At 41.0% G+C, this 24,272-nt stretch carries 26 protein-coding genes, 1 tRNA gene and 1 other annotated feature (1 of these 28 cut by a window edge); of the genes, 26 read left to right on the plus strand and 1 reads right to left on the minus strand.

The window, feature by feature from the left end; translation table 11 throughout:
- The first annotated feature begins 19 nt into the window (after positions 1 to 19).
- The 14 genes from ACYQY7_RS00150 to uvrC all read left to right on the plus strand — a co-directional run bounded on the left by ACYQY7_RS00150 (position 20) and on the right by uvrC (position 14,053).
- On the plus strand, positions 20 to 601 hold the full coding sequence (locus ACYQY7_RS00150; protein ID WP_461200148.1) for a TetR/AcrR family transcriptional regulator: 582 nt from the start codon (positions 20 to 22) through the stop codon (positions 599 to 601).
- Positions 602 to 640: 39 nt separating this feature from the next.
- Complete coding sequence (locus tag ACYQY7_RS00155; protein WP_461200149.1) at positions 641 to 1,408, plus strand: enoyl-CoA hydratase; 768 nt, start codon at positions 641 to 643, stop codon at positions 1,406 to 1,408.
- A gap of 15 nt (positions 1,409 to 1,423) precedes the next feature.
- Entirely contained in the window at positions 1,424 to 2,197 is a 774-nt protein-coding gene (locus tag ACYQY7_RS00160; protein WP_461200150.1) for an electron transfer flavoprotein subunit beta/FixA family protein, read from the plus strand.
- 16 nt (positions 2,198 to 2,213) lie between these two features.
- Entirely contained in the window at positions 2,214 to 3,191 is a 978-nt protein-coding gene (locus ACYQY7_RS00165; protein ID WP_461200151.1) for an electron transfer flavoprotein subunit alpha/FixB family protein, read from the plus strand.
- A gap of 146 nt (positions 3,192 to 3,337) precedes the next feature.
- The gene (trxA, locus tag ACYQY7_RS00170) at positions 3,338 to 3,652 is read left to right on the plus strand and encodes a thioredoxin (RefSeq protein WP_461200152.1); all 315 of its coding nucleotides are present in this window, start codon (positions 3,338 to 3,340) and stop codon (positions 3,650 to 3,652) included.
- A 128-nt stretch (positions 3,653 to 3,780) separates the two neighbouring features.
- Complete coding sequence (locus ACYQY7_RS00175) at positions 3,781 to 4,986, plus strand: hypothetical protein (RefSeq protein ID WP_461200153.1); 1,206 nt, start codon at positions 3,781 to 3,783, stop codon at positions 4,984 to 4,986.
- Positions 4,987 to 5,063: 77 nt separating this feature from the next.
- Positions 5,064 to 6,011 (plus strand): NAD-dependent epimerase/dehydratase family protein, encoded by a 948-nt coding sequence (locus ACYQY7_RS00180; RefSeq protein ID WP_461200154.1) that lies wholly within the window; start codon positions 5,064 to 5,066, stop codon positions 6,009 to 6,011.
- Positions 6,001 to 6,918: a lysylphosphatidylglycerol synthase transmembrane domain-containing protein gene (locus tag ACYQY7_RS00185; RefSeq protein WP_461200155.1), complete on the plus strand. Its 918-nt coding sequence runs from the start codon at positions 6,001 to 6,003 to the stop codon at positions 6,916 to 6,918. Before ACYQY7_RS00180 ends, ACYQY7_RS00185 begins: the two co-directional genes overlap by 11 nt.
- The gene (locus ACYQY7_RS00190) at positions 6,915 to 8,357 is read left to right on the plus strand and encodes an alkaline phosphatase family protein (RefSeq protein ID WP_461200156.1); all 1,443 of its coding nucleotides are present in this window, start codon (positions 6,915 to 6,917) and stop codon (positions 8,355 to 8,357) included. The genes ACYQY7_RS00185 and ACYQY7_RS00190 overlap by 4 nt, the downstream gene beginning before the upstream one ends.
- Positions 8,354 to 9,076 carry a glycosyltransferase family 2 protein gene (locus ACYQY7_RS00195; RefSeq protein ID WP_461200157.1) on the plus strand — a complete coding sequence of 241 codons (723 nt, stop codon included), beginning with the start codon at positions 8,354 to 8,356 and terminating at the stop codon, positions 9,074 to 9,076. The genes ACYQY7_RS00190 and ACYQY7_RS00195 overlap by 4 nt, the downstream gene beginning before the upstream one ends.
- A gap of 74 nt (positions 9,077 to 9,150) precedes the next feature.
- On the plus strand, positions 9,151 to 9,897 hold the full coding sequence (locus ACYQY7_RS00200) for a hypothetical protein (protein ID WP_461200158.1): 747 nt from the start codon (positions 9,151 to 9,153) through the stop codon (positions 9,895 to 9,897).
- 19 nt (positions 9,898 to 9,916) lie between these two features.
- Complete coding sequence (locus ACYQY7_RS00205; RefSeq protein ID WP_461200277.1) at positions 9,917 to 10,831, plus strand: FTR1 family iron permease; 915 nt, start codon at positions 9,917 to 9,919, stop codon at positions 10,829 to 10,831.
- 47 nt (positions 10,832 to 10,878) lie between these two features.
- Positions 10,879 to 12,279 (plus strand): nucleoporin-interacting protein, encoded by a 1,401-nt coding sequence (locus ACYQY7_RS00210; RefSeq protein ID WP_461200159.1) that lies wholly within the window; start codon positions 10,879 to 10,881, stop codon positions 12,277 to 12,279.
- Complete coding sequence (gene uvrC / locus ACYQY7_RS00215) at positions 12,272 to 14,053, plus strand: excinuclease ABC subunit UvrC (RefSeq protein WP_461200160.1); 1,782 nt, start codon at positions 12,272 to 12,274, stop codon at positions 14,051 to 14,053. Before ACYQY7_RS00210 ends, uvrC begins: the two co-directional genes overlap by 8 nt.
- Before the next feature lie 10 nt (positions 14,054 to 14,063).
- Here uvrC and ACYQY7_RS00220 read toward each other — a convergent pair whose 3' ends face one another.
- Positions 14,064 to 14,495, minus strand: coding sequence for a YslB family protein (locus ACYQY7_RS00220; RefSeq protein WP_461200161.1), 432 nt, complete (start codon positions 14,493 to 14,495; stop codon positions 14,064 to 14,066).
- Positions 14,496 to 14,780: 285 nt separating this feature from the next.
- Between ACYQY7_RS00220 and ACYQY7_RS00225 the strand changes: the two genes are divergently transcribed.
- The 12 genes from ACYQY7_RS00225 to ilvE all read left to right on the plus strand — a co-directional run bounded on the left by ACYQY7_RS00225 (position 14,781) and on the right by ilvE (position 24,201).
- Positions 14,781 to 15,389, plus strand: a complete 609-nt coding sequence (locus ACYQY7_RS00225) for a succinate dehydrogenase cytochrome b558 subunit (RefSeq protein ID WP_461200162.1) — start codon at positions 14,781 to 14,783, stop codon at positions 15,387 to 15,389.
- A gap of 27 nt (positions 15,390 to 15,416) precedes the next feature.
- The gene (gene sdhA / locus ACYQY7_RS00230; protein ID WP_461200163.1) at positions 15,417 to 17,177 is read left to right on the plus strand and encodes a succinate dehydrogenase flavoprotein subunit; all 1,761 of its coding nucleotides are present in this window, start codon (positions 15,417 to 15,419) and stop codon (positions 17,175 to 17,177) included.
- On the plus strand, positions 17,174 to 17,935 hold the full coding sequence (sdhB, locus tag ACYQY7_RS00235; protein ID WP_003396476.1) for a succinate dehydrogenase iron-sulfur subunit: 762 nt from the start codon (positions 17,174 to 17,176) through the stop codon (positions 17,933 to 17,935). The genes sdhA and sdhB overlap by 4 nt, the downstream gene beginning before the upstream one ends.
- Before the next feature lie 81 nt (positions 17,936 to 18,016).
- Positions 18,017 to 18,466: an acyl-CoA thioesterase gene (locus ACYQY7_RS00240; protein WP_461200164.1), complete on the plus strand. Its 450-nt coding sequence runs from the start codon at positions 18,017 to 18,019 to the stop codon at positions 18,464 to 18,466.
- Positions 18,467 to 18,546: 80 nt separating this feature from the next.
- Positions 18,547 to 18,762 carry a helix-turn-helix domain-containing protein gene (locus ACYQY7_RS00245; RefSeq protein WP_032100525.1) on the plus strand — a complete coding sequence of 72 codons (216 nt, stop codon included), beginning with the start codon at positions 18,547 to 18,549 and terminating at the stop codon, positions 18,760 to 18,762.
- Positions 18,763 to 18,872: 110 nt separating this feature from the next.
- Positions 18,873 to 19,670, plus strand: coding sequence for a glutamate racemase (gene racE, locus ACYQY7_RS00250; protein WP_461200165.1), 798 nt, complete (start codon positions 18,873 to 18,875; stop codon positions 19,668 to 19,670).
- A gap of 92 nt (positions 19,671 to 19,762) precedes the next feature.
- Positions 19,763 to 20,809: a GerMN domain-containing protein gene (locus tag ACYQY7_RS00255; protein ID WP_461200166.1), complete on the plus strand. Its 1,047-nt coding sequence runs from the start codon at positions 19,763 to 19,765 to the stop codon at positions 20,807 to 20,809.
- A 93-nt stretch (positions 20,810 to 20,902) separates the two neighbouring features.
- Positions 20,903 to 21,670: a ribonuclease PH gene (rph, locus tag ACYQY7_RS00260; RefSeq protein WP_461200167.1), complete on the plus strand. Its 768-nt coding sequence runs from the start codon at positions 20,903 to 20,905 to the stop codon at positions 21,668 to 21,670.
- Entirely contained in the window at positions 21,667 to 22,278 is a 612-nt protein-coding gene (locus ACYQY7_RS00265; protein WP_461200168.1) for an XTP/dITP diphosphatase, read from the plus strand. The genes rph and ACYQY7_RS00265 overlap by 4 nt, the downstream gene beginning before the upstream one ends.
- Complete coding sequence (locus tag ACYQY7_RS00270; RefSeq protein ID WP_461200169.1) at positions 22,275 to 22,787, plus strand: metallophosphoesterase family protein; 513 nt, start codon at positions 22,275 to 22,277, stop codon at positions 22,785 to 22,787. The genes ACYQY7_RS00265 and ACYQY7_RS00270 overlap by 4 nt, the downstream gene beginning before the upstream one ends.
- A 91-nt stretch (positions 22,788 to 22,878) precedes the next feature.
- Positions 22,879 to 22,952 (plus strand) — tRNA-Arg (locus ACYQY7_RS00275).
- A gap of 346 nt (positions 22,953 to 23,298) precedes the next feature.
- Positions 23,299 to 24,201, plus strand: coding sequence for a branched-chain-amino-acid transaminase (gene ilvE, locus ACYQY7_RS00280; protein WP_461200170.1), 903 nt, complete (start codon positions 23,299 to 23,301; stop codon positions 24,199 to 24,201).
- A 12-nt stretch (positions 24,202 to 24,213) separates the two neighbouring features.
- Positions 24,214 to 24,272, plus strand: a binding site (T-box leader) (it continues 199 nt past the right edge of the window).

Here is a 24,272-nt window from a genome sequence, read left to right on the forward strand (position 1 = left end):
TGAAAGGGAGAATGCAAAGTTGAAACGCGATAAACCGAAGTTTAAACAAATTATTGATGCAGCTGTGATCGTGATCGCTGAAAACGGCTACCATCAAGCGCAAGTATCGAAAATCGCAAAACAAGCGGGTGTAGCTGATGGTACGATCTACTTGTACTTTAAAAATAAGGAAGATATTTTAATCTCATTGTTCCAAGAAAAAATGGGCTATTTTATCGAAAAAATTGAAGAAGAAATAGAAGGAATTTCGAGTCCATCGGAGAAATTGTTTTTGTTGATTCAAAAACATTTTCAAATGTTAGCGGCCGATCCGCATTTAGCAATCGTTACCCAACTGGAACTTCGCCAATCGAATAAATCATTACGTCTGAAAATTAATGAAATTTTAAAAGGATATTTAAAAGTAGTTGATCGCATTGTGCAAGAAGGGATTGACAAAGGGGAATTTCGTTCAGATTTGGATGTACGGCTTGCGCGCCAAATGATTTTCGGGACGATTGACGAAATGGTAACAACATGGGTAATGAATGAGCAAAAATATGATCTCGTTGCATTAGCGAAGCCAGTCCATCAATTGTTAACGAAAGGTTGTTGTGTTTAAAGCACAACAACCTTCCGATATATACGAAGGAGGGGGAACATGTTTTCTGTTCAACAAGAGGGGTATGTGACGATTTTGACACTTCATCGCCCGCCAGCAAACGCTTTGGCATCTTCTGTTTTGAAAGAGCTTTCAGAACGACTTAATGCATTAAAAGAAGATGATGGAGTGCGTGCCATTGTTCTTCATGGAGAAGGGAGATTTTTCTCGGCTGGTGCGGATATTAAAGAGTTTACAGCGATTGAGGCGAGCGAACAAGCAGCTGAACTCGCTCGAGCAGGTCAACAAGTGATGGAACAAATTGAACAGTTCCCAAAACCAATTATTGCAGCCATCCACGGTGCTGCACTTGGCGGAGGGCTTGAGTTGGCGATGAGTTGCCACCTACGTATCGTAGCGGAAAACGCCAAACTTGGCTTGCCAGAGTTGCAACTTGGCATCATCCCGGGATTTGCAGGCACACAACGTTTATTGCGCCATGTCGGTATGGCGAAAGCGCTAGAAATGATGTGGACGAGCGAACCAATCACAGGTGTAGAAGCTGTTCAATGGGGGCTAGCAAACAAAGCCGTTCCAGAAGAACAGTTGCTTCATACAGCAAAGCAGCTTGCACAAAAAATTGCTCAAAAGAGCCCGATTTCCGTTCAAGCAGTATTGCAACTTGCCAATGAAGCACGAACAAAAACATTCCATGAATGTGTCGAAAAAGAGGCGCAACTGTTTGGTGAAGTATTTGTGACGGAAGATGCGAAAGAAGGTATCTCTGCATTCATTGAAAAACGAACACCACAGTTTCAAGGAAAATAAGAGGGGGAGAGAAATATGAACATTTTCGTATTAATGAAACGTACGTTTGATACGGAAGAAAAAATCGTCATTCAAAACGGAAAGGTAAGTGAAGAAGGGGCAGAATTTATCATTAACCCGTACGATGAATATGCGATTGAAGAAGCGATTCGAGTGCGCGATCAGCACGGCGGTGAAGTGACAGTTGTTACGATTGGGAACGAAGATGCAGAAAAAGAGCTTCGTACGGCGCTTGCGATGGGAGCAGATAAAGCAGTGCTTATTAACATTGAAGACGATGTAGAAAATTGCGATCAATATACAACGGCAAGAGTGCTTGCGGAATATTTAAAAGATAAAGAAGCTGATTTGATTTTAGCTGGAAATGTAGCGATTGATGGTGGCTCTGGTCAAGTTGGTCCGCGCGTTGCTGAACTGCTAGGTATTCCTTATGTAACAACAATTACGAAACTAGAAATTGAAGGAACAAACGTGAAAGTTGTTCGCGATGTTGAAGGGGACGAAGAAGTCATTGAAACATCGTTACCTCTACTAGTTACGGCACAACAAGGGTTAAATGAGCCGCGTTATCCGTCATTGCCGGGTATTATGAAAGCGAAAAAGAAACCGCTTGAAGAGTTAGAGCTCGATGATTTAGATTTGGAAGAAGACGACGTAGAAGCGAAAACAAAAACAATTGAAATCTTTTTGCCGCCGAAAAAAGAAGCGGGAAAAATTTTGCAAGGAGATATAGCAGATCAAGTAAAAGAACTCGTTTCACTTCTTCATACAGAAGCAAAAGTTATTTAATAGGGGGATGGGGAGTATGGCAAGAAAAGTATTAACATTAGCAGAAGTACGCGATGGAGCGTTACGCAACGTATCATTTGAAGCCATTGCCGCTGCAAAAACGATTGCTGAAGGCGGGGAGGTTGTTGCTGTCGTTGTCGGAGCGAGCGTTCGCTCATTGGCTAACGAACTTATTGCTTACGGAGCAAATCGCGTTGTTGTTGTGGAACATGAAAAATTAGCAACGTATACGCCAGACGGCTATGCTCAAGCATTGCAAGCTGTTGTCGAACAAGAGAAGCCAGAAGGGATCGTGTTTGGACACACAGCGCTCGGAAAAGATTTATCTCCAAAACTTGCTGCAAGATGGCAATGTGGTCTTGTATCCGATGTTGTTGCGGTTGAAGAGGCAGGTGGAAATATCGTATTTACAAGACCAATTTATTCGGGTAAAGCGTTTGAAAAGAAAATGGTTACAGATGGTCTCATGTTTGTTACAATTCGTCCGAACAACATCGCTCCACTTGAAAAAGATGAAAGTCGTACAGGTGCAGTGGTAGATGTACAAGTCGATATAAAAGATTTGCGTACAATCGTTCGTGACATTGTGCGGAAAACAGCAGAAGGTGTGGATTTATCTGAAGCGAAAGTCATTGTTGCTGGCGGTCGTGGCGTGAAAAGCGCCGAAGGATTTGAGCCGTTGAAAGAGTTAGCGAACGTGCTTGGCGGTGCAGTTGGGGCATCGCGCGGGGCATGCGATGCAGGATATTGCGACTATTCGCTTCAAATTGGTCAAACAGGAAAAGTCGTTACGCCAGATTTATATATTGCGTGCGGTATTTCAGGAGCGATTCAACATTTAGCAGGCATGTCTAACTCAAAAGTCATCGTGGCGATTAATAAAGACCCAGAAGCGAATATTTTCAAAGTAGCAGATTACGGCATCGTTGGTGATATGTTTGAGGTTGTCCCGCTTTTAATTGAGGAATTTAAAAAATTAAAAGTACATTCATAAGGCAGAGCACAATGCTTTGCCTTTTCTTTTCAGCATATTTTTTTGTCACAAGGAAATAGTAGAAGCGAAGCAAAAGATTGGCGTAATGAATACGTTCAATGGTATACTATGTTTATGGAACTGAAATGTTTAAGGAGGAATGAAACATGGCAATTGTAAATGCAACAGATCAAACGTTTGTTCATGATGTGAAAGAAGGAGTTGTGCTCGTTGATTTTTGGGCACCTTGGTGCGGACCTTGCAAAATGATTGCACCTGTATTAGAGGAAGTAGATCGCGAGCTTGGTAACAAAGTGAAAATTGTTAAAGTAAATGTAGATGACAACCCAGAAACAGCCGGAAAATACGGTGTAATGAGCATTCCAACATTATTTGTCTTTAAAAATGGTGAAGTTGTAGACAAAACAGTTGGCTTCCAACCAAAAGAAGCACTTGTTGGTCTGTTAAGCAAACATTTATAATGGATATGCCTCGGATTACATTCCGAGGCATATTTTTTTAAATTTTATATTGACATTGAAAATCGTTCTCCACTATAATAATAACGGTTAATGATAATCGTTATCAAAAAAAGGGGGACACATACGAAATGAAAAAACGCCAATTAAAAGCTGTATTTGCGATGTTTTTATTAGCAGGTGGTGTACTTGCAGGTTGCGGTCAGCAAAAAACAGAAACAACAGAGAAGGAAGAAACAAAAGTAGAAGAACAAAAAGAAGAGCAACAACCTGCTGAAACAGAGCAAGCAGAGGATCAAGTAAACGTTCAAGCATTTATTGATGCTTACAAAGCAATGAAAGCAGAAACAGAAAAAGCAAAAGAAGGACAACCAGTTGATTGGGATGTTGTAGAGAAAATATACACAGAGCAACTACAAAAACCAATTAATGAACTAGATGGTACATTTGCTCAAACAATTGAAGCAGCGATTCAAGGTGGAAAAAGCGGAGAACTAAATGTTCACCCAGCACGTCAAATTGTTGATAAAGTGACACAATCGTATTTTTATCAATTGCAAAAAAAGTTGCAAAAAGATGTTGTAGCTACACTTGAAGCTGGTGATCAACAAAAAGCAACAGCATTGTTTGATCAAATTAAATTGCTTGCAACAGAAATTTTCGTTCCAACGGCAATGAAGCGTGATGAATATTATCAATTAACGGGGGAATCTAGTCTTGAGCAAAGCATTCAAGCTGGTTTAGCAGCGCAAGAAGAAGCGTTAAAAGCAAATAACGTAGATGACTTCAAAGTGTACATTCAATTGACAGATAAATCAATCTATCGAAGCTACTATTTAGCTTCCAAGTCATACGCTGAGAAAATTGAAGCGGGTGTAAAAGAAGGGAAAGCTGAAGATGAACTAAAAGGTCAGCAAGCAGAAGCGTGGGGCTTTTTCCAAGCGATCAAAGGTTCTTTATCTGACGGTGATGAAGCTGCGACAGCACGTTTAGATGAAATTTTATCGTTAAATAACGATTACAAAACGATAAAAGCATCAGAAGTAAGCGCATTATATGCAAAAGCGTTGTTTGGTAAAATGAAAGGCTATCATGAAAAAGCGCCAGCACAATTGGACGAAAATAACATCGTGGAAGCGAAAGTGAAAGCATTAGAAGGAAATATGTTCTTAAAGGCGATTGAGTTAGATGTTAAAGCAAAATTAGGCGATCAAAAAGCAGCGGAAGTATTTGCAATGGCAGAAAAATGGTATAATGCGATTGCTGAAAATAAAAAAGATGAAGCTGCTCAACATAGCAAAGCTGTGCTTGATGCCGTAAGTGCGATCATTCAATAAAAAGAGAGCCGCGCATAACACGCGGCTTTTTTGATGTGATACAATAGTAGCGCATAAACAATGAAGGAGTCAAACAAATGAAAAAAGTATGTATCACAGGCGGAGCAGGATTTATCGGGAGTCATTTAGGGAAAAGATTGCTTAAACTTGGATATGAGCTGATCGTCATCGACAATTTCCACCCATATTATTCAATGATTCGAAAACAATGTCAGCTCCAACAAATAAAAAATGTCGGCTTCTTTCATTTTTACAACGTAGATATTCTTCAATTTGATGCATTAAAGCACATTTTTTTTGAGCATCGACCAAATATTGTTTTTCATTTAGCGGCGTTACCGGGCGTTCAACCATCGTTAACGGAGCCGTTGTCATATATTGATTACGATGTGAAAGCAACAGTAAACGTGTTACAAGCAGCAGGAGAAGCAGGAGTTCAGCACGTGTTATTCGCCTCTTCTTCTTCTGTATATGGCAATCAAGCATTTCAGCCGTTAAAAGAAGAAATGGCAAACGGGCAAGTCATTTCTCCCTATGCAGCGGCGAAATATAGTGCCGAATCGTTTTGCCACGCATATGCGCATATATACGGCTACACGATGACGATTTTTCGTTACTTTACTGTATACGGACCGTGGGGACGACCAGATATGGCGATTAGCAAATTTATTCGTCAGTTACTACGTGATGAGGCGATTACTGTTTACGGAGATCACACAACGCGTGATTATACGTTTATTGATGATATTGTTGATGGAATGATTCAAGCGCTAGAACGAAAAGGAGAAAGTGCTGTGTTTAATCTTGGGGCTGGTCAACCGGTTACGATGAAGCAATTGCTTACGGAGTTGCGTACCCATTTTCCACATATGCGTGTTCATTACGAACCGCCTCGTCTCGGTGATGTTGTTGCCACATGGGCCGATATTACGAAAGCGAAAGTAAAAATTGGATACGAGCCGCGCATATCGTTGCGGGAAGGATTGGCAAAGACGATTGAATGGGCAAAGCAATATGAAAACTAAACAAATAAAAATTTTGATGCGGCTCATTAGCTTGATATGTATTGTAGCGTTTATATGGATGACGATTCACCATTTTGATGCGCAATTGTTGTTTGATCTTATGCACAGCCTTGTTTCGCAACCGTGGCATGCGAGTTATATGTTTATCATGTATGGGCTTGCTTTTGCTTTACGTGCTATCGCATGGAAATGGTATTTGCCTCACGCTCGGTTTCAAACGTGTATCGATGGGCTATTTGCTAGTTTATTTATAAATCACCTATTTCCCATTAAAATCGGCGATGTCGCTCGCATTGGCATATGTGCAAAACAAAATCGCATTCCATTTGCGATTGTTGCCCAGTCTGTCATTGTACTACGTCTTTTTGATTTTATTGTTTTGTTCTTGTTTGCTTTTTTGGGGACAATTGTTTATATGCACACCGCTGCCCGTTCTGTCTTTATTTTTCCGTTCGTTTTTTGTGGTATAGTTGCTTTGTTTTTCGTGCTTCGAAGCATGAACCCGTCATGGCTACAAAAACATAAACAACATTGGGATACGATATGGAAAAGTCGTCGTTTTGTACCGATCGTAATTGTCGTTGTTTTTAGTTGGGTATGTGAAGCCATCGTTTTGTTTGAAATGGCGAAAATGGTCGCCTTTCCCCTTTCGTTTGTTGAAGCTTTATGGGTAAACAGCATGACTGTGGTTGGACAAGTATTTCAAATAACCCCAGGAGGATTAGCCACGTATGAAGCAGTCATGGCGTTTACGTTAACGCGCATTCACTCAGATTGGGAACAAGCATATGCTCTTGCACTAGCGACTCATTTATTTAAATTTTTATTTTCTTATGTCGTCGGGTTATATGTGTGGTGGCGCATCCCGACGTTATGGACATTCGTTCGAAAGGAGAAGATGGCGTGAAAAAAGCATCGAAATTTGAAAAAATAGCAGCAAGGTGTTGGAATCTGTTAAATGAAGGAAAGCCATTTACCCCGATTTTCGTTATAGGAACAATGCTTCTTTTTCATTTGTTAGATGGAATGACGTTGGAAGAAGGGGGAAAAATATTCCGTAGCTTTTTGCTAACAGTTCCTCTTTTTGTTTTGTATTACATATATGACTATCCACTATTTTTACGTAACTATTTATGGATTCCTTATGTCATTTTTTTAATGATTTCGTCGTTCGTTCCGACGATTTTACTTTTGCTTGCGGTTAGTCTTTACTTCTTTTTCACCGTTTTCTTTTGGGGGACGTTTTATTATCATTTACGCATTGGAACGACATGGTTGAATTTCACTCGTTTCTGGAAATTAGTGTTAAAAAACAGTGACTCAACAAGCGGAAATGCACAAGAACAATTGCCGAAAATATTGCTTCTTCTTTCTGTATGGGAATACGGAGTACAACATGATGTACATACTCCGTCATTTATCGCTTTTTACGCCTTTGTTTTTGTATGGTCGTTTATTTTGCATCGTTATTTATTTGATTGGAAACCGAAAATGATTGACCATTATACAAATAACGTGCCGCCAAATGAGAAAGCGTTAAGTGATCGCGTCATCGTTCTCGTTGTTGACGGAATGAGAAAGGATCGTTTTGAACAAGCGAATGCCCCGTTTTTAAAGTCTCTTCGTGCGAATGGAACAGATTTTACACAAATGGAAACGGTATATCCCGCACGGACGGTCGTTTGTTTTACATCGATGCTTACAGGAACGTATCCGTTTGAGCACGGCATTCGTTCAAATATGGTATGGAAGTTAGGTATTCGTGTCGAAAGTGTTTTTGATTCATTGCGAAAAGTAGGGAAAAAAGGAAAAGTGCTCGGCATTGCTCATCTTGTCGATTCCCTAGGAAATGATGTCGAAACGGTTACAGCCGTCATGCATAATGATGTCGCAGATCGTAGCATTATGGAACGCGCAAAACAACTGATGGCTGAGCAAGATTTGCATTTACTTGTCGTTCAATTTATTGGAACGGATCAAACAGGTCATAGCCGTGGTGTACACTATGATGAATATGTGCAAAAAATTGAAGAAGTTGACACATTAATCCAACAATTTATTGAATGGTTGCACGAACAAGGAAAAATGGACAATACAACGTTAATCGTCTGCGCGGATCATGGACAAGCAGATGGAATTGGCGGGCATGGCCATTTAGATGAAGGAGAACGATACGTCCCGTTTTTTATGTACGGTCCAATGATTGAAAAAGGGAAGCGCATTGACGAAAAACATAGCCTCGTTTCTCTTGCTCCAACGATTGCTTATTTGTTAGGAGCACCATATCCGAGCCATAGCCGTGGTCCTGTGTTAGTTGAAGCGCTAAAGAAAGAGGGAGAACGATGAAAGTAATTGTATTTTTACCTGCGCATAATGAAGAGGAAGCAATTGGGGAAGTCATTCGTCGCATTCCAAGACATATTCAACCGAATATAGAAGTGTATGTACTCGTTGTTGACGATGGATCAACGGATCGGACCGTTGATGTAGCTAAACAAGCGGGAGCAGATTTCATTTACAGAAACGAACGAAATCACGGGTTAGGAGCAGCTGTACGTATCGGTTTACAACAATGTGTCGAACTTGATGCAGACATTGGTGTCATGATTGATGCAGATAACGAATATCCACCGGAACAAATTCCCGATCTCATTATGCCTATTTTACATGGAGAAGCAGATTATACGATGGGTTCGCGTTTTTTAGGTACGATTCAAGGGATGAAATGGCATCGACGTATTGGAAATTACTTATTTACATTTATTCAATCCATCTTATTAAAACGATGGATTTACGACGGTCAATCAGGGATGCGAGCATTTTCTCGTCAAGCGATGGAAGAAGCAGAAATTATTCATGACTACAACTATGCTCAAGTATTGACGTTAAATTTAGTGCGCAAAGGATTTCGGTTAGAAGAAGTGCCGATTGTATATCAAGTAAGAACAACAGGTCAATCATTTATTAAATTTACAGCTTACCTTAAACATGTTATTCCGGCTATTGTGAAAGAGATGTGCCGTCCGGTCGAACGAAAGCATATGAGATCTATTCAGCAACGCTAGAGCGATTCTCTAGCATTTTTTCTTGACAACAAGCATGATAATTATTATCATTATCATCGAAGGAGGAGATCGGCTTGAAAAAGATACTATTTTTTTGCTTGTCAATGATATTAATTTTCACTTCAGTTCCTATGTCTTCATTTGCTTATTCATACGGTGATCCGAACGAAGAAACGGTTGCCGAAGCTTACAAAGAAATGGTAGCGAAAGTACAAGAGAAAAAGTTTAACGAAGTAAAAGCGATTTACGAAACAGTTCAAAAAGAAATTGATATGCATATGGGACCTGAACCATCACAACTTATTTTAGAAGCTATTGAAAATGAGGATGACGAAACGATTATTTCAGTCATGCAAAAAGTGCTTGTGCTCAATGTTGCCCGTCGGTTAGAAAATGCGGAGAGAAACTTCGATAATTACGATACGAGCAAACGTTTATTAGCAAAAGCATTTGCTACATATAAAGCGCTCTCCCCAATCGTGCAACAAAAGGATGCGGAACTTGATGAAAAGTTAAAACAACAGTTTGATGTTGCTCTTCAATCGCTTGGAAATCCGGGATTGTTTGGAGTAGGAAAAAAAGAGTCAAACATCGAGCAATTTAAGGAAAGTAAACAAACGATTTTGCAAGCGTTGCAAGATCAATTTGAATTAGAGAGTGTCGAAACAGGTCATTTTACGGAAGAAGATTTAGACCGATTAGCAGCAGCAAAAAAGACAGAGTGGACAGATTTGTCTGATGTGAAAAACTGGATCCCGATCATTGTAATTGTAGGAGTCATTGTTGCTGTTTTGGTGTACGCGATAAGAAAACGAAAGTAAAGAAAGGGGTCGTGTGGCATTGGAAGTTCAAGCGCTGCTCATTACGTTTCGTGAAGCATTAGAAGCATTATTAATTGTTGGGATTATTACATCGTATTTGAAACGCATCGATCAATCGCGCTATGTGAAATATGTTTGGCTCGGTGCAGGATTAGCTGTGTTTGCAAGCGCGATCGTCGCTTTATTATTCCAAGTTGTGCTAACCGGCTTTTCGACGATGGCGAGCGAAATGTATTTAAAGGTGAGCATTATTTTTATTTCTTCCATTCTGTTAACGCAAATGGTATTTTGGATGGCGGAACATAGTAAAGATATAAAAAGCAGTATGGAAGGAAAGATGAGCAAATATGTGTCAAAAGGCGACGTATTTGGTATGGTTATGCATTCATTTTTAGTTGTATTGCGTGAAGGGGTTGAGACCGTCTTTTTCTTTGCTGCGATTACAGGCGGAAATATCGGAGCGGCAGTACAAGGATGGGGAGCAATTACGGGGTTAACGATTGCAGCTATTGTCAGCTATATGTTCTTTAAAGGAACGATGCGTGTACCACTAAAAACGTTTTTTAAAGTGACAGGCGCGTTTATTATTTTAATTGCGGCCGGATTGCTCGTACAAGGTGTTTCGATGTTGCAAGATTTAAAAATTATTGGTAGCGTCATGCCACACGTTTACGATATTACATGGTTTATGCCAGAACATCCGATTGATCATGAACATTTTGTTCGCGATACAGGTCAAGAGCCTATTCTCTCTGGAGATGTTGGCATTTTCCTTAAGGCGCTATTCGGTTATTCATCGATGCCATCACTTGAAGAAGTGTTAGCGTACATTGGTTATTTTGTTGTTATTTATTTACTTGTGAAAACACGTTATAGCGCGAAAGAAGAAAAAAACGAAAAAAATGAAAAGGTGCTTGAACAACAAGTGATGTAAAGTACAAGGAGGAACCTTGTACTTTTTTGCTTAGGAGGGTTTTTATTGTGAGAATCGTTTCCGTCGTTTTGTTGCCCGTCGTCTATATATCTTATATTGTATATGCTAGCCCATTTGCAGCTACATGGGATGAAGTCGACTTTGCATTGGCGCTTGAGCGATATGATTTGCTTGCGATGCAGCCGCATTTTCCGGGATATCCTTACTTTATTTTTGGAGGGATGCTCATTCATTCATTTGTCGACAATCCTGCCAAAGCGCTGGCGATTTGGAACGGTTTGCTTATAATAAGCACCTCTATTCCGATATATTTGCTTGCAAAAACATTTGTGGAAAAAAAGTACGCGTGGGTCGTTACTGCACTCGTTCAATCGCTTAGTTATGTCATGCTTATCGTTTCACAACCGATGTCGGAAGGAAGCGCACTCGCTGTTTTATGGTGGTATGTATGGAGTTTACAACGTGCTCTTCACTCGGATCGTATCGATATGCAGTTGTTGCCGTTATGGCTATTTAGCGTCATGCTCGGCATTCGTTTATCGTACATTCCTTTTGGAATTGGCATTTTATACGTTTGGTGGAAGCGAGCATATCGCTTCAAAAAGCTTCTGTTATATAGTTTCGTAGCGATTGCTTTTCAATTTATTTGGATTATGGCAGTAGCTACAACAGAGGGAGAAGGGTTTTGGCAGTTAGCCCTTTCATTTACGACAGGGCATTTTACACAATGGGGGGGAACGGTGTCGACAGATGAAGCACCGTTTTGGCAACGAGCCGTTGTGCTTATTTTTTATAATATCATTTGGACAGGCATGGCCAAGCAGTCGATATGGCTGCTGAGTTGCTTTGTTATTTTATTAGCTATGACGTGGAAACAAATAGCGATCCCGTCTTTATATCGCTTGCTTTTATTGACATATTTTCTATGGGCATTGTTTGCGCAAAATATTGAAAAGCCAAGACATATATTGCCGATTGTCGTCATTGTTTCATTCTTTTTGTTTGTCAGTGCTCTCCAATCGTCATCACGTCTACGGCTTACTGTGGTATTTGTTTTGCTTCTCTCACAAACGGTGATCGGCACGCAAGCGATAAAGCATCAAGCGACACAGTTGCCAGCGACGTATCAGTTGGCGTATGATTTTGAACAGAAAGAAAAGCCTTTTGTTTTATTTACGTGGGAGGAGACGCGCGTTCTTGAATATTTACGTGTTTCTTTTCCGCATGCACGTGTGTTTTCATTTGATGTTTTTCAGCGTGAAAAAGCGGCGTTTCCACATGCGAAAGTGTATGTCACCGATCATGTGATTAAAGGATTTCAAGCGCAAGGCATAGACGTTCGTCCGTATATTCGTTCCGTTCGAACGTATGAATCGAGTTTATTATCTGACCCTGTGTACGGACGCATCACCGTATATGAATGGCGAGAGGAGGGAGAGCGTGAATGAGCGTTTGAAAGAAAAGTTAGCGATTTTACCCGATCAACCGGGATGTTACTTAATGAAAGACGCCCACGGGACAGTCATTTATGTCGGGAAAGCAAAGGTGTTGAAAAATCGTGTCCGTTCTTATTTTACGGGTACACATGACGGAAAAACACTTCGGTTAGTGAATGAAATTGCTGATTTTGAATATATTGTGACGTCCTCAAATTTAGAAGCACTTATTTTAGAAATGAATTTAATTAAAAAATATGATCCGAAATATAACGTTATGTTAAAAGATGACAAAAGCTATCCGTTTATTAAAATTACTGGAGAAACGCATCCGCGTCTCATCATCACCCGAACGGTGAAAAAAGATAAAGGAAAATATTTTGGACCATATCCGAACGCTCAAGCTGCGCACGAAACGAAAAAACTGCTCGATCGTCTATATCCATTAAGAAAATGTGAGAAGATGCCAAAAAAAGTTTGTTTATATTATCATATGGGACAATGTTTAGGACCGTGCGAACATAAAGTGTCAGAGGAAGAAAATAAACAAATTGTTGAACAAATTACTCGTTTTTTAAACGGCGGATATAAGGAAGTAAAAGAGACATTGACAGAAAAAATGTTGGAAGCGGCCGAACAGTTACAGTTTGAGCGGGCGAAAGAATATCGTGATCAAATTGCGTATATCGAAACGTTAATGGAAAAACAAAAAATGATTTTGCATGATTTTGTTGATCGCGACATTTTTGGATATGCGTACGATAAAGGGTGGATGTGCGTACAAGTATTTTTTATTCGCCAAGGAAAGCTCATCGAACGAAATGTATCGATGTTTCCGTTATATCAAGAGCCAGAGGAAGAGTTTTTAACGTTTTTAGGGCAGTTTTACAGTAAAGAATATCATTTAAAGCCACGCGAAGTTGTATTGCCGCGCGACATCGATGGCGAGATGGCGACAAATTTGCTTCAAGTAAACGTCACACAGCCGAAAAGTGGCAAAAAGAAAGAGCTCGTTGATTTAGCTTGTAAAAACGCACAAATTGCTTTGCAAGAAAAATTCTTTTTAATTGAACGTGATGAAGAACGGACGATTCGTGCGGTCGAACGATTAGGTGAAGCAATGGGGATTCAACCTCCTCGTCGTATCGAAGCGTTTGACAATTCAAATATCCAGGGGGCAGACGCTGTCGCCGCGATGGTCGTATTTATTGATGGGAAGCCGGAAAAAAAAGAATACCGTAAATATAAAATAAAAACAGTGCAAGGGGCAGATGATTACGAGTCGATGCGCGAAGTCATTCGCCGACGCTATACTCGTGTATTACGCGAGCGTTTACCGCTCCCTCATCTCATTGTTGTCGATGGGGGAAAGGGGCAAATACAAGCCGCAAAAGAAGTGTTGGAATGCGAACTTGGGTTATCAATTCCGATCGCTGGGTTAGTGAAAGACGAGAAACATCGGACGTCCCATTTCCTTTTTGGTGATCCACCAAGCATCGTTTCATTAGAGAAAAATAGTCAAGAGTTTTATTTGCTGCAGCGCATTCAAGAAGAAGTGCATCGTTTTGCGATTACATTTCACCGTCAAGTTCGTTCAAAATCTACATTTCATTCCATTCTCGATCAAATTCCAGGGGTTGGTACAAAAAGAAAACAAGCGTTATTGCAACATTTCGGATCGATAAAAAAAATGAAAGAAGCAACAGTCGAACAGCTACAAGAAGCAAACGTTCCAAAACATGTCGCCCAAAAAATTTACGAAGCGCTCCGAACGTATGAAAGCTGACCGACGATGGTCAGCTTTCATCTTTGCGATCCCATTTGACAGTGAACAAAACAGTTTTTGCACGTCGTTTTTGTTGTTCAAACGCTTCTGCAACGTATCCTTTTTGTTGTTCGAACTGTTGAGCAAGAAAGCCCGCTTCAAGTTGAAACGTGCACTCCCCGCCATAATTGAACCGCATAGCGACAAGCGATCCATTTAATTGAAGATCGCATTGATCTTTTTTCTCCTCCAGTAGCGATAAATTCCCCCAACCAGCTTGTTCAAAAAAAGCAACGATATCATCGATCGTAGCTAGCGGGTACTTTCTCGCTAATTCTTTTCCTGCCCAATATAAAATAAATGGAGTTTCTTTTCCAAACAAATTTGGTAGCAGTTCTTGCCGAAATAAAAAGTCGCTAAAAGCAGAAATGTTCGTTTGTTTCCATTGTTCGTATCCGCTCACGATCAAATCCCCTCTCTATTTTTCATTATAGCGAACAACAATGTGAAAAACAGTATTGACTTTTCTCTTATTTCGGACTTCACTAGAAGTGTAGTTATTTTAAAATTTGAAATGATTGAACATTTCGTGAACACCTTTTCTTGACGCTCCTACATTCTGGGAGTACAATGAATGTGACAATGATCAATGGAAATGGAAGTGTTTACACCTCTGTTGATCATAGTCTAGTAGGTGTGGATGGGAGCGCATAGAAAAGGAAGATGACAAATTTAAGGGGGGTTATGTATGGCACAAAATCGCGAATTTTTTTACCGTCGACTCCATTCATTGCTTGGAGTCATTCCAGTTGGGCTGTTTTTAACGCAGCATTTAATTGTTAACCATTTTGCAACAAGAGGAGCAGAATCGTTCAACAAAGCGGCAGCATTTATGGAGCAATTACCGTTTCGGTACTTTTTAGAAATTTTCGTTATTTTTCTTCCGCTATTGTTCCATGCCATCTACGGACTGTATATTGCGTTTACAGCGCAAAACAATGTAAGTCGCTACGGGTATTTCCGTAACTGGATGTTTATGTTGCAACGCTTAACGGGTATTATTACGCTCATTTTCGTCGTCTGGCACGTATGGGAGACGCGCGTTCAAGCGGCGTTTGGTGCAGAAGTGAACTATGACATGATGGCGAACATTGTGGCAAATCCGTTTATGCTTGCATTTTATATTGTCGGAATCGTTTCTGCAGTATTTCATTTTGCGAACGGGCTATGGTCGTTTTTCGTTAGCTGGGGTATTACAGTAACTCCTCGTTCACAACAAATTTCTACATACGTGACAATGGGGATTTTTGTCGCGCTTTCGATCGTTGGTATACGCGCGATTTTAGCATTCGTTTAATCCACAACATTGGAGGAGTGAGGAGACATGAGTAAAGGAAAAATTATTGTCGTTGGTGGAGGTCTTGCCGGCTTAATGGCAACGATTAAAATTGCTGAAGCAGGCGTAAAAGTAGATTTATTTTCATTGGTTCCTGTGAAGCGATCTCACTCTGTTTGTGCACAAGGTGGCATTAACGGTGCGGTCAACACAAAAGGGGAAGGAGACTCTCCGTGGGAGCATTTCGATGATACAGTATACGGCGGAGACTTTTTAGCTGACCAACCTCCGGTAAAAGCGATGTGCGAAGCTGCCCCGGGCATTATTCATTTGCTTGATCGCATGGGCGTCATGTTTAACCGTACGCCAGAGGGATTGCTCGATTTCCGACGTTTTGGAGGAACACAGCATCACCGTACAGCATATGCAGGAGCAACAACAGGACAACAGCTTCTTTACGCGCTTGATGAACAAGTGCGTCGTCATGAAGTGGCGGGTCTTGTAACAAAATATGAAGGATGGGAATTTTTAGGTGCAGTTTTAGATGATGAACAAGTATGTCGCGGGATTGTCGCGCAAAACTTGACAACGATGGAGATGAAAGCATTCCCTGCTGATGCAGTCATCATGGCAACAGGCGGCCCGGGGATCATTTTCGGTAAGTCAACAAACTCTATCATTAATACAGGTTCAGCAGCATCGATTGTTTATCAACAAGGGGCGTATTATGCAAACGGAGAGTTTATCCAAATTCATCCGACAGCTATTCCGGGCGATGATAAGCTTCGTTTAATGAGTGAATCAGCTCGTGGAGAAGGTGGACGAGTTTGGACGTATAAAGATGGAAAACCTTGGTATTTCTTAGAAGAAAAATATCCAGCTTACGGAAACCTCGTTCCACGCGACATTGCGACGCGTGAAATTTTCCATGTTTGTGTAGACTTAAAGCTCGGTATTAACGGCGAAAACATGGTTTATTTAGATTTGTCCCATAAAGATCCGAAAGAGTTGGATATTAAGTTAGGTGGCATTATTGAAATTTATGAGAAATTTATGGGTGAAGATCCAAGAAAAGTGCCAATGAAAATCTTCCCAGCGGTTCACTACTCCATGGGTGGATTATGGGTGGACTATGATCAAATGACAAATATTAAAGGATTGTTTGCGGCGGGTGAGTGCGACTTCTCGATGCACGGTGCCAACCGTCTTGGTGCTAACTCGTTGTTATCCGCAATTTACGGTGGAATGGTAGCGGGACCAAAAGCAGTTGAATATATGAAGGGACTTGAAAAATCAGCGGATGCGATGCCATCTTCTTTATATGATCGCTATTTAAAACAAGAAGAAGAAAAATGGGCGCAAATTATGGCGATGGATGGCACAGAAAACGCATACGTCTTGCATAAAGAGCTTGGTGAATGGATGACTGATAACGTCACAGTCGTTCGTTATAATGATAAACTATTAAAAACAGATGAGAAAATTCAAGAATTGCTTGAGCGTTATAAAAATATTAACATTAACGACACAGCGAAATGGAGCAACCAAGGTGCGTCGTTTACACGTCAGCTTTATAACATGTTGCAGCTAGCTCGCGTCATTACACTCGGTGCTTACAACCGTAACGAAAGCCGTGGAGCGCATTATAAGCCAGAGTTTCCTGAGCGAAACGATGAGGAATGGTTAAAAACAACGATGGCAAGCTTCACGCCAGATGGTCCATCATTCCATTATCGCGAAGTGGATACGTCACTTATTAAACCGCGCAAACGTGACTACACGAAAAAGAAAGGGGAAGTGAAATCATGAGCGAAAATAAAACGATTCGGATTATTGTCACAAGACAAGATCGTCCGGATACAGCCCCTTACGAAGAAGAGTTTGTTATTCCGTATCGTCCGAATATGAACATTATTTCGGCGCTCATGGAAATTCGGCGCAATCCGGTCAATGCGAAAGGGGAAAAAACGACGCCTGTTGCTTGGGAAATGAACTGTTTAGAAGAAGTGTGCGGCGCTTGTTCGATGGTGATTAACGGCAAGCCGCGCCAATCGTGTACTGCGCTTATTGATCAGCTTGAGCAGCCGATTCGTTTAGAACCGATGCGCACATTTCCTGTTATTCGCGACTTGCAAGTGGATCGTAGTCGCATGTTTGATTCGTTGAAAAAAGTAAAAGCATGGATTCCAATCGACGGAACGTATGATTTAGGTCCAGGACCGCGCATGCCAGAGCGCAAACGGCAATGGGCATATGAGCTATCAAAATGTATGACGTGCGGTGTATGTTTAGAAGCTTGTCCAAACGTCAATAGTAAGTCAAACTTTATCGGTCCAGCGCCGCTTTCGCAAGTACGTTTATTTAACGCGCATCCAACAGGAGCGATGCATAAAGCGGAGCGCCTTGAAGCGATTATGGGTGATGGTGGATTAGCGAACTGCGGAAATTCACAAAACTGCGTGCAATCTTGTCCGAAAGGCATTCCGCTTACAACATCGATTGCGGCATTGAACCGCGCAGCAACCATTCAAATGTTCCGCAATTTCTTCGGTAGCGATGAAGTGTAACAACAAGGTCGACTCTTCAAGAGTCGGCCTTACGTTTCATATATAGATGCTAGGTCGCTTTTATAGAGAGGGAGAGGGAAAATGAAAATATCTTATATTGATGACATAAAAGAGTGGGAACAACGTTTTTCTTTTTTTCATTCGGTGCGTGTCCGCTTTTCAGAAACGGATATGTTTGGTCATTTAAACAATACGGTGCCCTTTGTATATTTTGAAGAAGCGCGCATTGCATTTTTTGAACATCTCGGCTTTATGAACGATTGGTTAGGAAAAGAACATGATGCGATTCCGGTCGTTGCGAATTTACAATGCGACTTTTTACAACAAGTGTATTTTGGTGAACAGTTGCAAATCGGTGTAAAAGTCGCACACATCGGAAACTCTTCTGTTGATTTACATTACGTTGGGAAAAAACAAAATGGAGCGATTGCGTTTACAGGGCGCGGAACGATGGTTCAAATGTCAAAAACGACAGGAAAAGGAGTTTCTTGGGACGAAGAAGCGCGTGCACGATTAATAGAAAACATGTAACCGTTATTTCCCTTCTTGCATACGATATGTTGACTAAATATATACCCATCCGTTTCGGTCTGGTAAAAGCAAGGAGGGTTATCCACTTGAATCAGAAGCCGCTGCTCACCAAAAGGGAACGAGAAGTATTTGAACTGTTGCTGCAAGACAAGACAACGAAAGAGATTGCTAGTGAACTATTCATTAGCGAAAAAACAGTTCGCAACCACATTTCGAATGCAATGCAAAAGCTTGGGGTAAAGGGGCGCTCACAAGCTGTTGTTGAATTGCTTCGAATGGGAGAACTTGAACTATAACGAGAACCGGCTCGCCTTTTCAGTTTAGGCAAGCCGGTTTTCTATTGATTTGATGTGTGTTATAATGAAAAATGTTTTGTCATACATCAACAAAGAATGAGGCGAATACATTGGAAAGACCAATTGGAGTGATTGATTCAGGTGTTGGTGGATTAACGGTTGCAAGGGAAATTATGCGCCAGCTACCAAAAGAACAAATTGTATACTTAGGAGATACGGCACGCTGTCCATACGGACCAAGACCCCAGGGAGAAATTCGACAGTTTACGTGGGAAATGACGAACTATTTACTCGGTTATGATATGAAAATGCTTGTCATTGCATGTAACACCGCTACAGCTGTCGCTTTAGAAGAAATTCGGGATGCGCTCAATATTCCGGTGATTGGTGTCGTTCATCCCGGCGCTCGCACCGCATTAAAAATTACAAAAAATTATCATATCGGTGTCATCGGCACGATCGGAACAGTAAAAAGCGGGGCGTACGAACAAGCATTGAAATCCATTAATAGCAATGTGATCGTGGAAAGTTTAGCTTGCCCAAAGTTCGTCCCTTTAGTCGAAAGTGGACAATTTGAGGGAGAAGAAGCAAAACAAATTGTTGCTGAGTCTCTTGAACCATTAAAAGACCGACCGATTGATACGCTTATTTTAGGGTGTACGCATTATCCACTCTTAAGCCCGCTAATTCAACAATACATGGGAGAGCACGTGAAGCTCATTTGTTCTGGTGATGAAACGGCGCGCGAAGTGAGCACGATTTTGCATCATAGCGATTTGCTTTATACGGGGAATAAACGTCGCGAACATATATTTTTAACGACTGGATCGAAAGAAACGTTTCAACAAATTGCGTCCAAATGGTTTGGTCATCCTATTGAACATGTCGAAACGATTCAATTATCTTAAAATCCTTCGCATTAGTCGGAGGATTTTTTTTGTTCTATTTTTTTGGACGGCTCGTATACATAGTAGTACAAACCGTATGAGGAGGGGAGTCCATGCGTCGCGTATGGGTTATTGCCACAATGTTTATATTTATTCTTTCAGGATGTGGTCTGTTTGGAGGTGAAAAAGCGACGAAAGAAATTGATCCGCCAAAAGATGTAACATATGTAGAAGATGAGCAGTCGGTGCAAGAAAAAGAAACAGCAGAAAAAGAAAAAGCGACAGAAACGGTGCAACGCGAACTATATTTAATTGATAAAAATGGCTTCGTCGTTCCACAAACGTTTGCCTTACCAAAGACGAACGCAGCTGCCAAACAAGTACTTGAATATTTAGTAGAAAACGGCCCGGTTTCAGAGTTGCTTCCGAACGGATTTCGTGCTGTGCTTCCTGCTGATACACAAGTATTAAGCGTTAACTTAAAACAAGACGGCACGCTTGTCATTGATTTTTCGAAAGAATTTGCGAATTATCGTCCAGAAGATGAAAAACGTATTTTACAAGCAATTACATGGACGGTTACACAATTTGACAATGTAAAACGGGTGAAAATTCGTATGAATGGACATGATCAAAACGTTATGCCGGTTAACGGAACACCGATTAGCAATGAACTAAGTAGAGACGATGGAATTAATATTGAAACGAATGGCGTTGTCGATATTACGAATACGCATCCCGTCATCGTCTACTTTTTAGCACAAGACGGAAAACAGACGTATTATGTGCCGGTAACAAGACGCGTGCCGAATAGCGAGCAAGATGAACTCGCTGCAGTTGTAAAGGAACTTATTAAAGGACCGAGCTACGGTTCTGGATTGTTAAGCGATTTTCAAGCAGATGCAAAATTGTTAGAGGCGCCAAAATATGAAAACGGGAAAGTGACGTTAAACTTTAACGAAGCGATTTACGGTAGCATGGAGAAAAATGTTGTATCTACGCATGTGCTCAATTGTTTAGTCTTATCTTTAACAGAACAGCCGGGGGTAGAGAGCGTCGCCATTACAGTCAACGGAAAAGCAGAATTGGTCGATGAAAGTGGAAAACCGCTATCAGAACCTGTCACAAGACCGCAAAATGTGAACACGGGTAGTTTTTGAAACCAATTTTTTGCTATACTATATAAAGATTCATCGTCGAGAGGCAGTGTTCCTGCCTCTTATTTCGTGAACATACATTGAGGAGGATTTTGTGTGAGAGTAGATGGTAGAAAAAATGACGAACTTCGTCCCGTACATATTGAACCGAACTATTTAAAACATCCGGAAGGGTCTGTGCTTATTTCGATTGGCGATACGAAAGTCATTTGTACAGCAAGCATCGAAGATAAGGTTCCACCATTTATGCGTGGAGGTGGAAAAGGTTGGATTACTGCCGAGTATGCGATGATTCCGCGTGCGACAGAGCAACGAAATATTCGTGAAGCAAGTAAAGGGAAGTTGTCAGGGCGAACGATGGAAATTCAACGATTAATTGGTCGTGTGCTTCGTTCTGTCGTTGATTTACAAAAATTAGGAGAAAAAACAATTTGGATTGATTGTGATGTCATTCAAGCGGATGGTGGAACACGTACAGCATCAATTACAGGAGCGTTTGTTGCCATGACGTTGGCGCTCGGAAAGATGGTTGAAGAAAAGAAATTGTCGGCACTTCCGATTACAGATTTTTTAGCTGCTACATCTGTCGGAATTGATGAAGAACATGGAATCATTCTAGATTTAAACTATATTGAAGATTCAAAAGCACAAGTTGATATGAACATTGTGATGACAGGATCGGGACGATTTGTTGAAATTCAAGGAACGGGGGAAGAAGCAACGTTTTCATATGAGCAATTGCTCGATTTATTAACGGTTGCTGAAAAGGGCATTCATGAGCTTATTGTCCTTCAAAAAGAAGCGCTTGGCCCGACCGCTGAACAGATTATGCAACATCGTTCGGAAGGGGAGGAGACGAAGTGAAACGAATGATCATTGCTACAAAAAACAAAGGGAAAGTAGCGGAGTTTCGGCAGTTATTTACAAAAAAAGGAATCGAAGTTCTCTCTCTTCTTGACTATCATGACATACCAGATGTTGAAGAAACGGGAACAACGTTTGCAGAAAATGCTATATTAAAAGCAACGACGATCGCCAATATGCTTCATGAAACGGTTATTGCAGATGATTCTGGATTAATCGTTGATGCGTTAAACGGTGAGCCGGGCGTATACTCGGCTCGCTACGCCGGCGAAGGAAAAAACGATCAAGCAAATATTGAAAAAGTGCTTGTAAAGCTGCAAGGCGTACCTTTTGAACAACGGACGGCTCGTTTTCATTGTACGCTCGCCGTTGCCAAACCAAACGGAGATGTGATAACAGTAGATGGCGTATGTGAAGGATATATAACAGAAAAACCGATAGGGGAAAACGGTTTTGGATACGATCCGATTTTTTTTGTTCCTGAAAAACAACGAACAATGGCTCAATTAACAAAAGGGGAGAAAAACGAGATCAGCCATCGGGCAAAAGCGTTGCAGCATCTTTTTTATATATGGGACAAGCTGTTTGAAAAGGGGAATGAGTCGTGAACGTATTAATTTTAAGCGATAGCCACGGATTGACAAACGAATTACAAACGATTGTTTCACGCCATAAACAACACGTCGATGCAGTTATTCATTGCGGTGACTCCGAGTTAACGAGCGACCATGCAGCGTTGCAAAGCATGCTTGTTGTGCGAGGAAACTGCGACTACGAGCATCGTTTCCCAACAGATCTTGTTGAAGAAATCAAAGGCGTTCGCTTTTTCGTTACACACGGTCATTTATATAACGTCAAAATGACGCTTATGAACGTATATTATAAAGCGAAAGAAGTCGGAGCGAGCATTGTCTGCTTCGGTCACTCACACATTGCAGGATGCGAACAAATCGATGACGTCCTTTTCATCAATCCCGGAAGCATTTATTTGCCGCGCATGCGCCGTGAAAAAACATACGCCATGCTTCACATAGATGAAAAAAACATCACCGTGCACTTTTACAATATCGACGGCAACCCGCTTTATGATTTAACAACGACATACACAATACAATAGGGGCAAGAAAATTCCACTGCCCCTATTGACTTTTTTCGTAAACATCATTACAATAACAATTGTCCAAACCATGATGATATGTCTATGATATGTCCCAGTAGCTCAGCTGGATAGAGCAACGGCCTTCTAAGCCGTCGGTCGGGAGTTCGAATCTCTCCTGGGACGTTAACAGTCCTCTTGCATAAGCAGGAGGATTTTTATTTTGCTCATCCCATATTGCTCAGCTGGATACAGCACGTTACACATACGCTAATAAACCTCTTGCATAAGCAAGGGGGATTTTTTTGGTCAAAAAATGTTCAAAAATTTTTACACCTTTTCTTTTCCTTGATATATCAATTATGTAAGCGGATACATAACATTTAAACTAATCTAAATAATCAAAAAATTCAATGAAATAGTATTGACTGTTTTGGTAAATGAGCGTATGATAATTTTCAAATAAATCTAACAAAAGTCGTAATCGATATAAGAAGCAAGAGACGGCGAACAGGGGAAGAGGGGAAAAACATTGAGTGAACAGTGGATTTTTCTAAACGATGAATTTGTCACAAAAGAAAATGCAAAAATCTCTGTATACGATCACGGTTTTCTTTATGGAGATGGAGTGTTCGAAGGTATTCGTGTTTACAGCGGCAACGTGTTTCGCATGAAAGAACATATTGACCGTTTATACAATTCAGCCAAATCCATTTTATTAAACATCCCGTACACAAAAGAAGAATTAACAAATATTATCGTTCAAACGGTACAAAAAAACGGCTTTGAGGATGCATACATTCGCGTCGTTGTGTCACGCGGAGTTGGCGACCTAGGACTTGATCCGTACAAATGCAAAAAGCCGCAAGTTGTCGTCATCGTTGAACCGTTAGCAATCTTCCCAAAACATTTATATGAAACGGGCATCGAAGTAGTCACTGTAGCAACAAGACGAAACCGACCAGATGTATTAAGCCCGAAAGTAAAATCATTAAACTACTTAAACAACGTGTTAGTGCGAATTGAAGCACATTTAGCAAACGTTAGCGAAGCGCTTATGCTCAACGACCAAGGTTATGTCGCTGAAGGGTCTGCTGATAACGTATTTATCGTCAAAAATGGCGTATTATATACACCGCCAGGATATGTCGGGGCGCTTGAGGGAATTACGCGCGATGCGATTATCGACATCGCCAAAGAACTCGGCTACATCGTCAAAGAAGAGCCGTTTACTCGTCACGACGTGTATACAGCAGATGAAGTATTTTTAACAGGAACCGCAGCAGAAGTCATTGCGGTCGTCAAAGTCGATGGTCGTGTCATTGGCGACGGTGTACCGGGCGAACATACAAAACGATTGTTAGAACAGTTTCGCAAACGGGTCATTTCAGAAGGCGTAAAAGTGTATGCTACACAAAATGTGAATGCAGGATGACAAGTAAATAAGAAAAAAGCGTTGAAGAGGATAAGTAGCGAACGGGTTAGACATCTACAGAGAGCCGGGGG

It is taken from the genome of Anoxybacillus sp. TBDG-1 (genome assembly GCF_054815885.1).

Bases quoted from the DNA above. Each gene is read 5' to 3' on its own strand.
- ACYQY7_RS00240 (WP_461200164.1), top strand. From the start codon at position 18,017: ATGAAAATATCTTATATTGATGACATAAAAGAGTGGGAACAACGTTTT.
- ACYQY7_RS00195 (WP_461200157.1), top strand. From the start codon at position 8,354: ATGAAAGTAATTGTATTTTTACCTGCGCATAATGAAGAGGAAGCAATT.
- ACYQY7_RS00255 (WP_461200166.1), top strand. From the start codon at position 19,763: ATGCGTCGCGTATGGGTTATTGCCACAATGTTTATATTTATTCTTTCA.
- ACYQY7_RS00225 (WP_461200162.1), top strand. From the start codon at position 14,781: ATGGCACAAAATCGCGAATTTTTTTACCGTCGACTCCATTCATTGCTT.
- ACYQY7_RS00185 (WP_461200155.1), top strand. From the start codon at position 6,001: ATGAAAACTAAACAAATAAAAATTTTGATGCGGCTCATTAGCTTGATA.
- ACYQY7_RS00160 (WP_461200150.1), top strand. From the start codon at position 1,424: ATGAACATTTTCGTATTAATGAAACGTACGTTTGATACGGAAGAAAAA.
- ACYQY7_RS00175 (WP_461200153.1), top strand. From the start codon at position 3,781: ATGAAAAAACGCCAATTAAAAGCTGTATTTGCGATGTTTTTATTAGCA.
- ACYQY7_RS00165 (WP_461200151.1), top strand. From the start codon at position 2,214: ATGGCAAGAAAAGTATTAACATTAGCAGAAGTACGCGATGGAGCGTTA.
- sdhA (WP_461200163.1), top strand. From the start codon at position 15,417: ATGAGTAAAGGAAAAATTATTGTCGTTGGTGGAGGTCTTGCCGGCTTA.
- ACYQY7_RS00180 (WP_461200154.1), top strand. From the start codon at position 5,064: ATGAAAAAAGTATGTATCACAGGCGGAGCAGGATTTATCGGGAGTCAT.
- ACYQY7_RS00155 (WP_461200149.1), top strand. From the start codon at position 641: ATGTTTTCTGTTCAACAAGAGGGGTATGTGACGATTTTGACACTTCAT.
- sdhB (WP_003396476.1), top strand. From the start codon at position 17,174: ATGAGCGAAAATAAAACGATTCGGATTATTGTCACAAGACAAGATCGT.
- trxA (WP_461200152.1), top strand. From the start codon at position 3,338: ATGGCAATTGTAAATGCAACAGATCAAACGTTTGTTCATGATGTGAAA.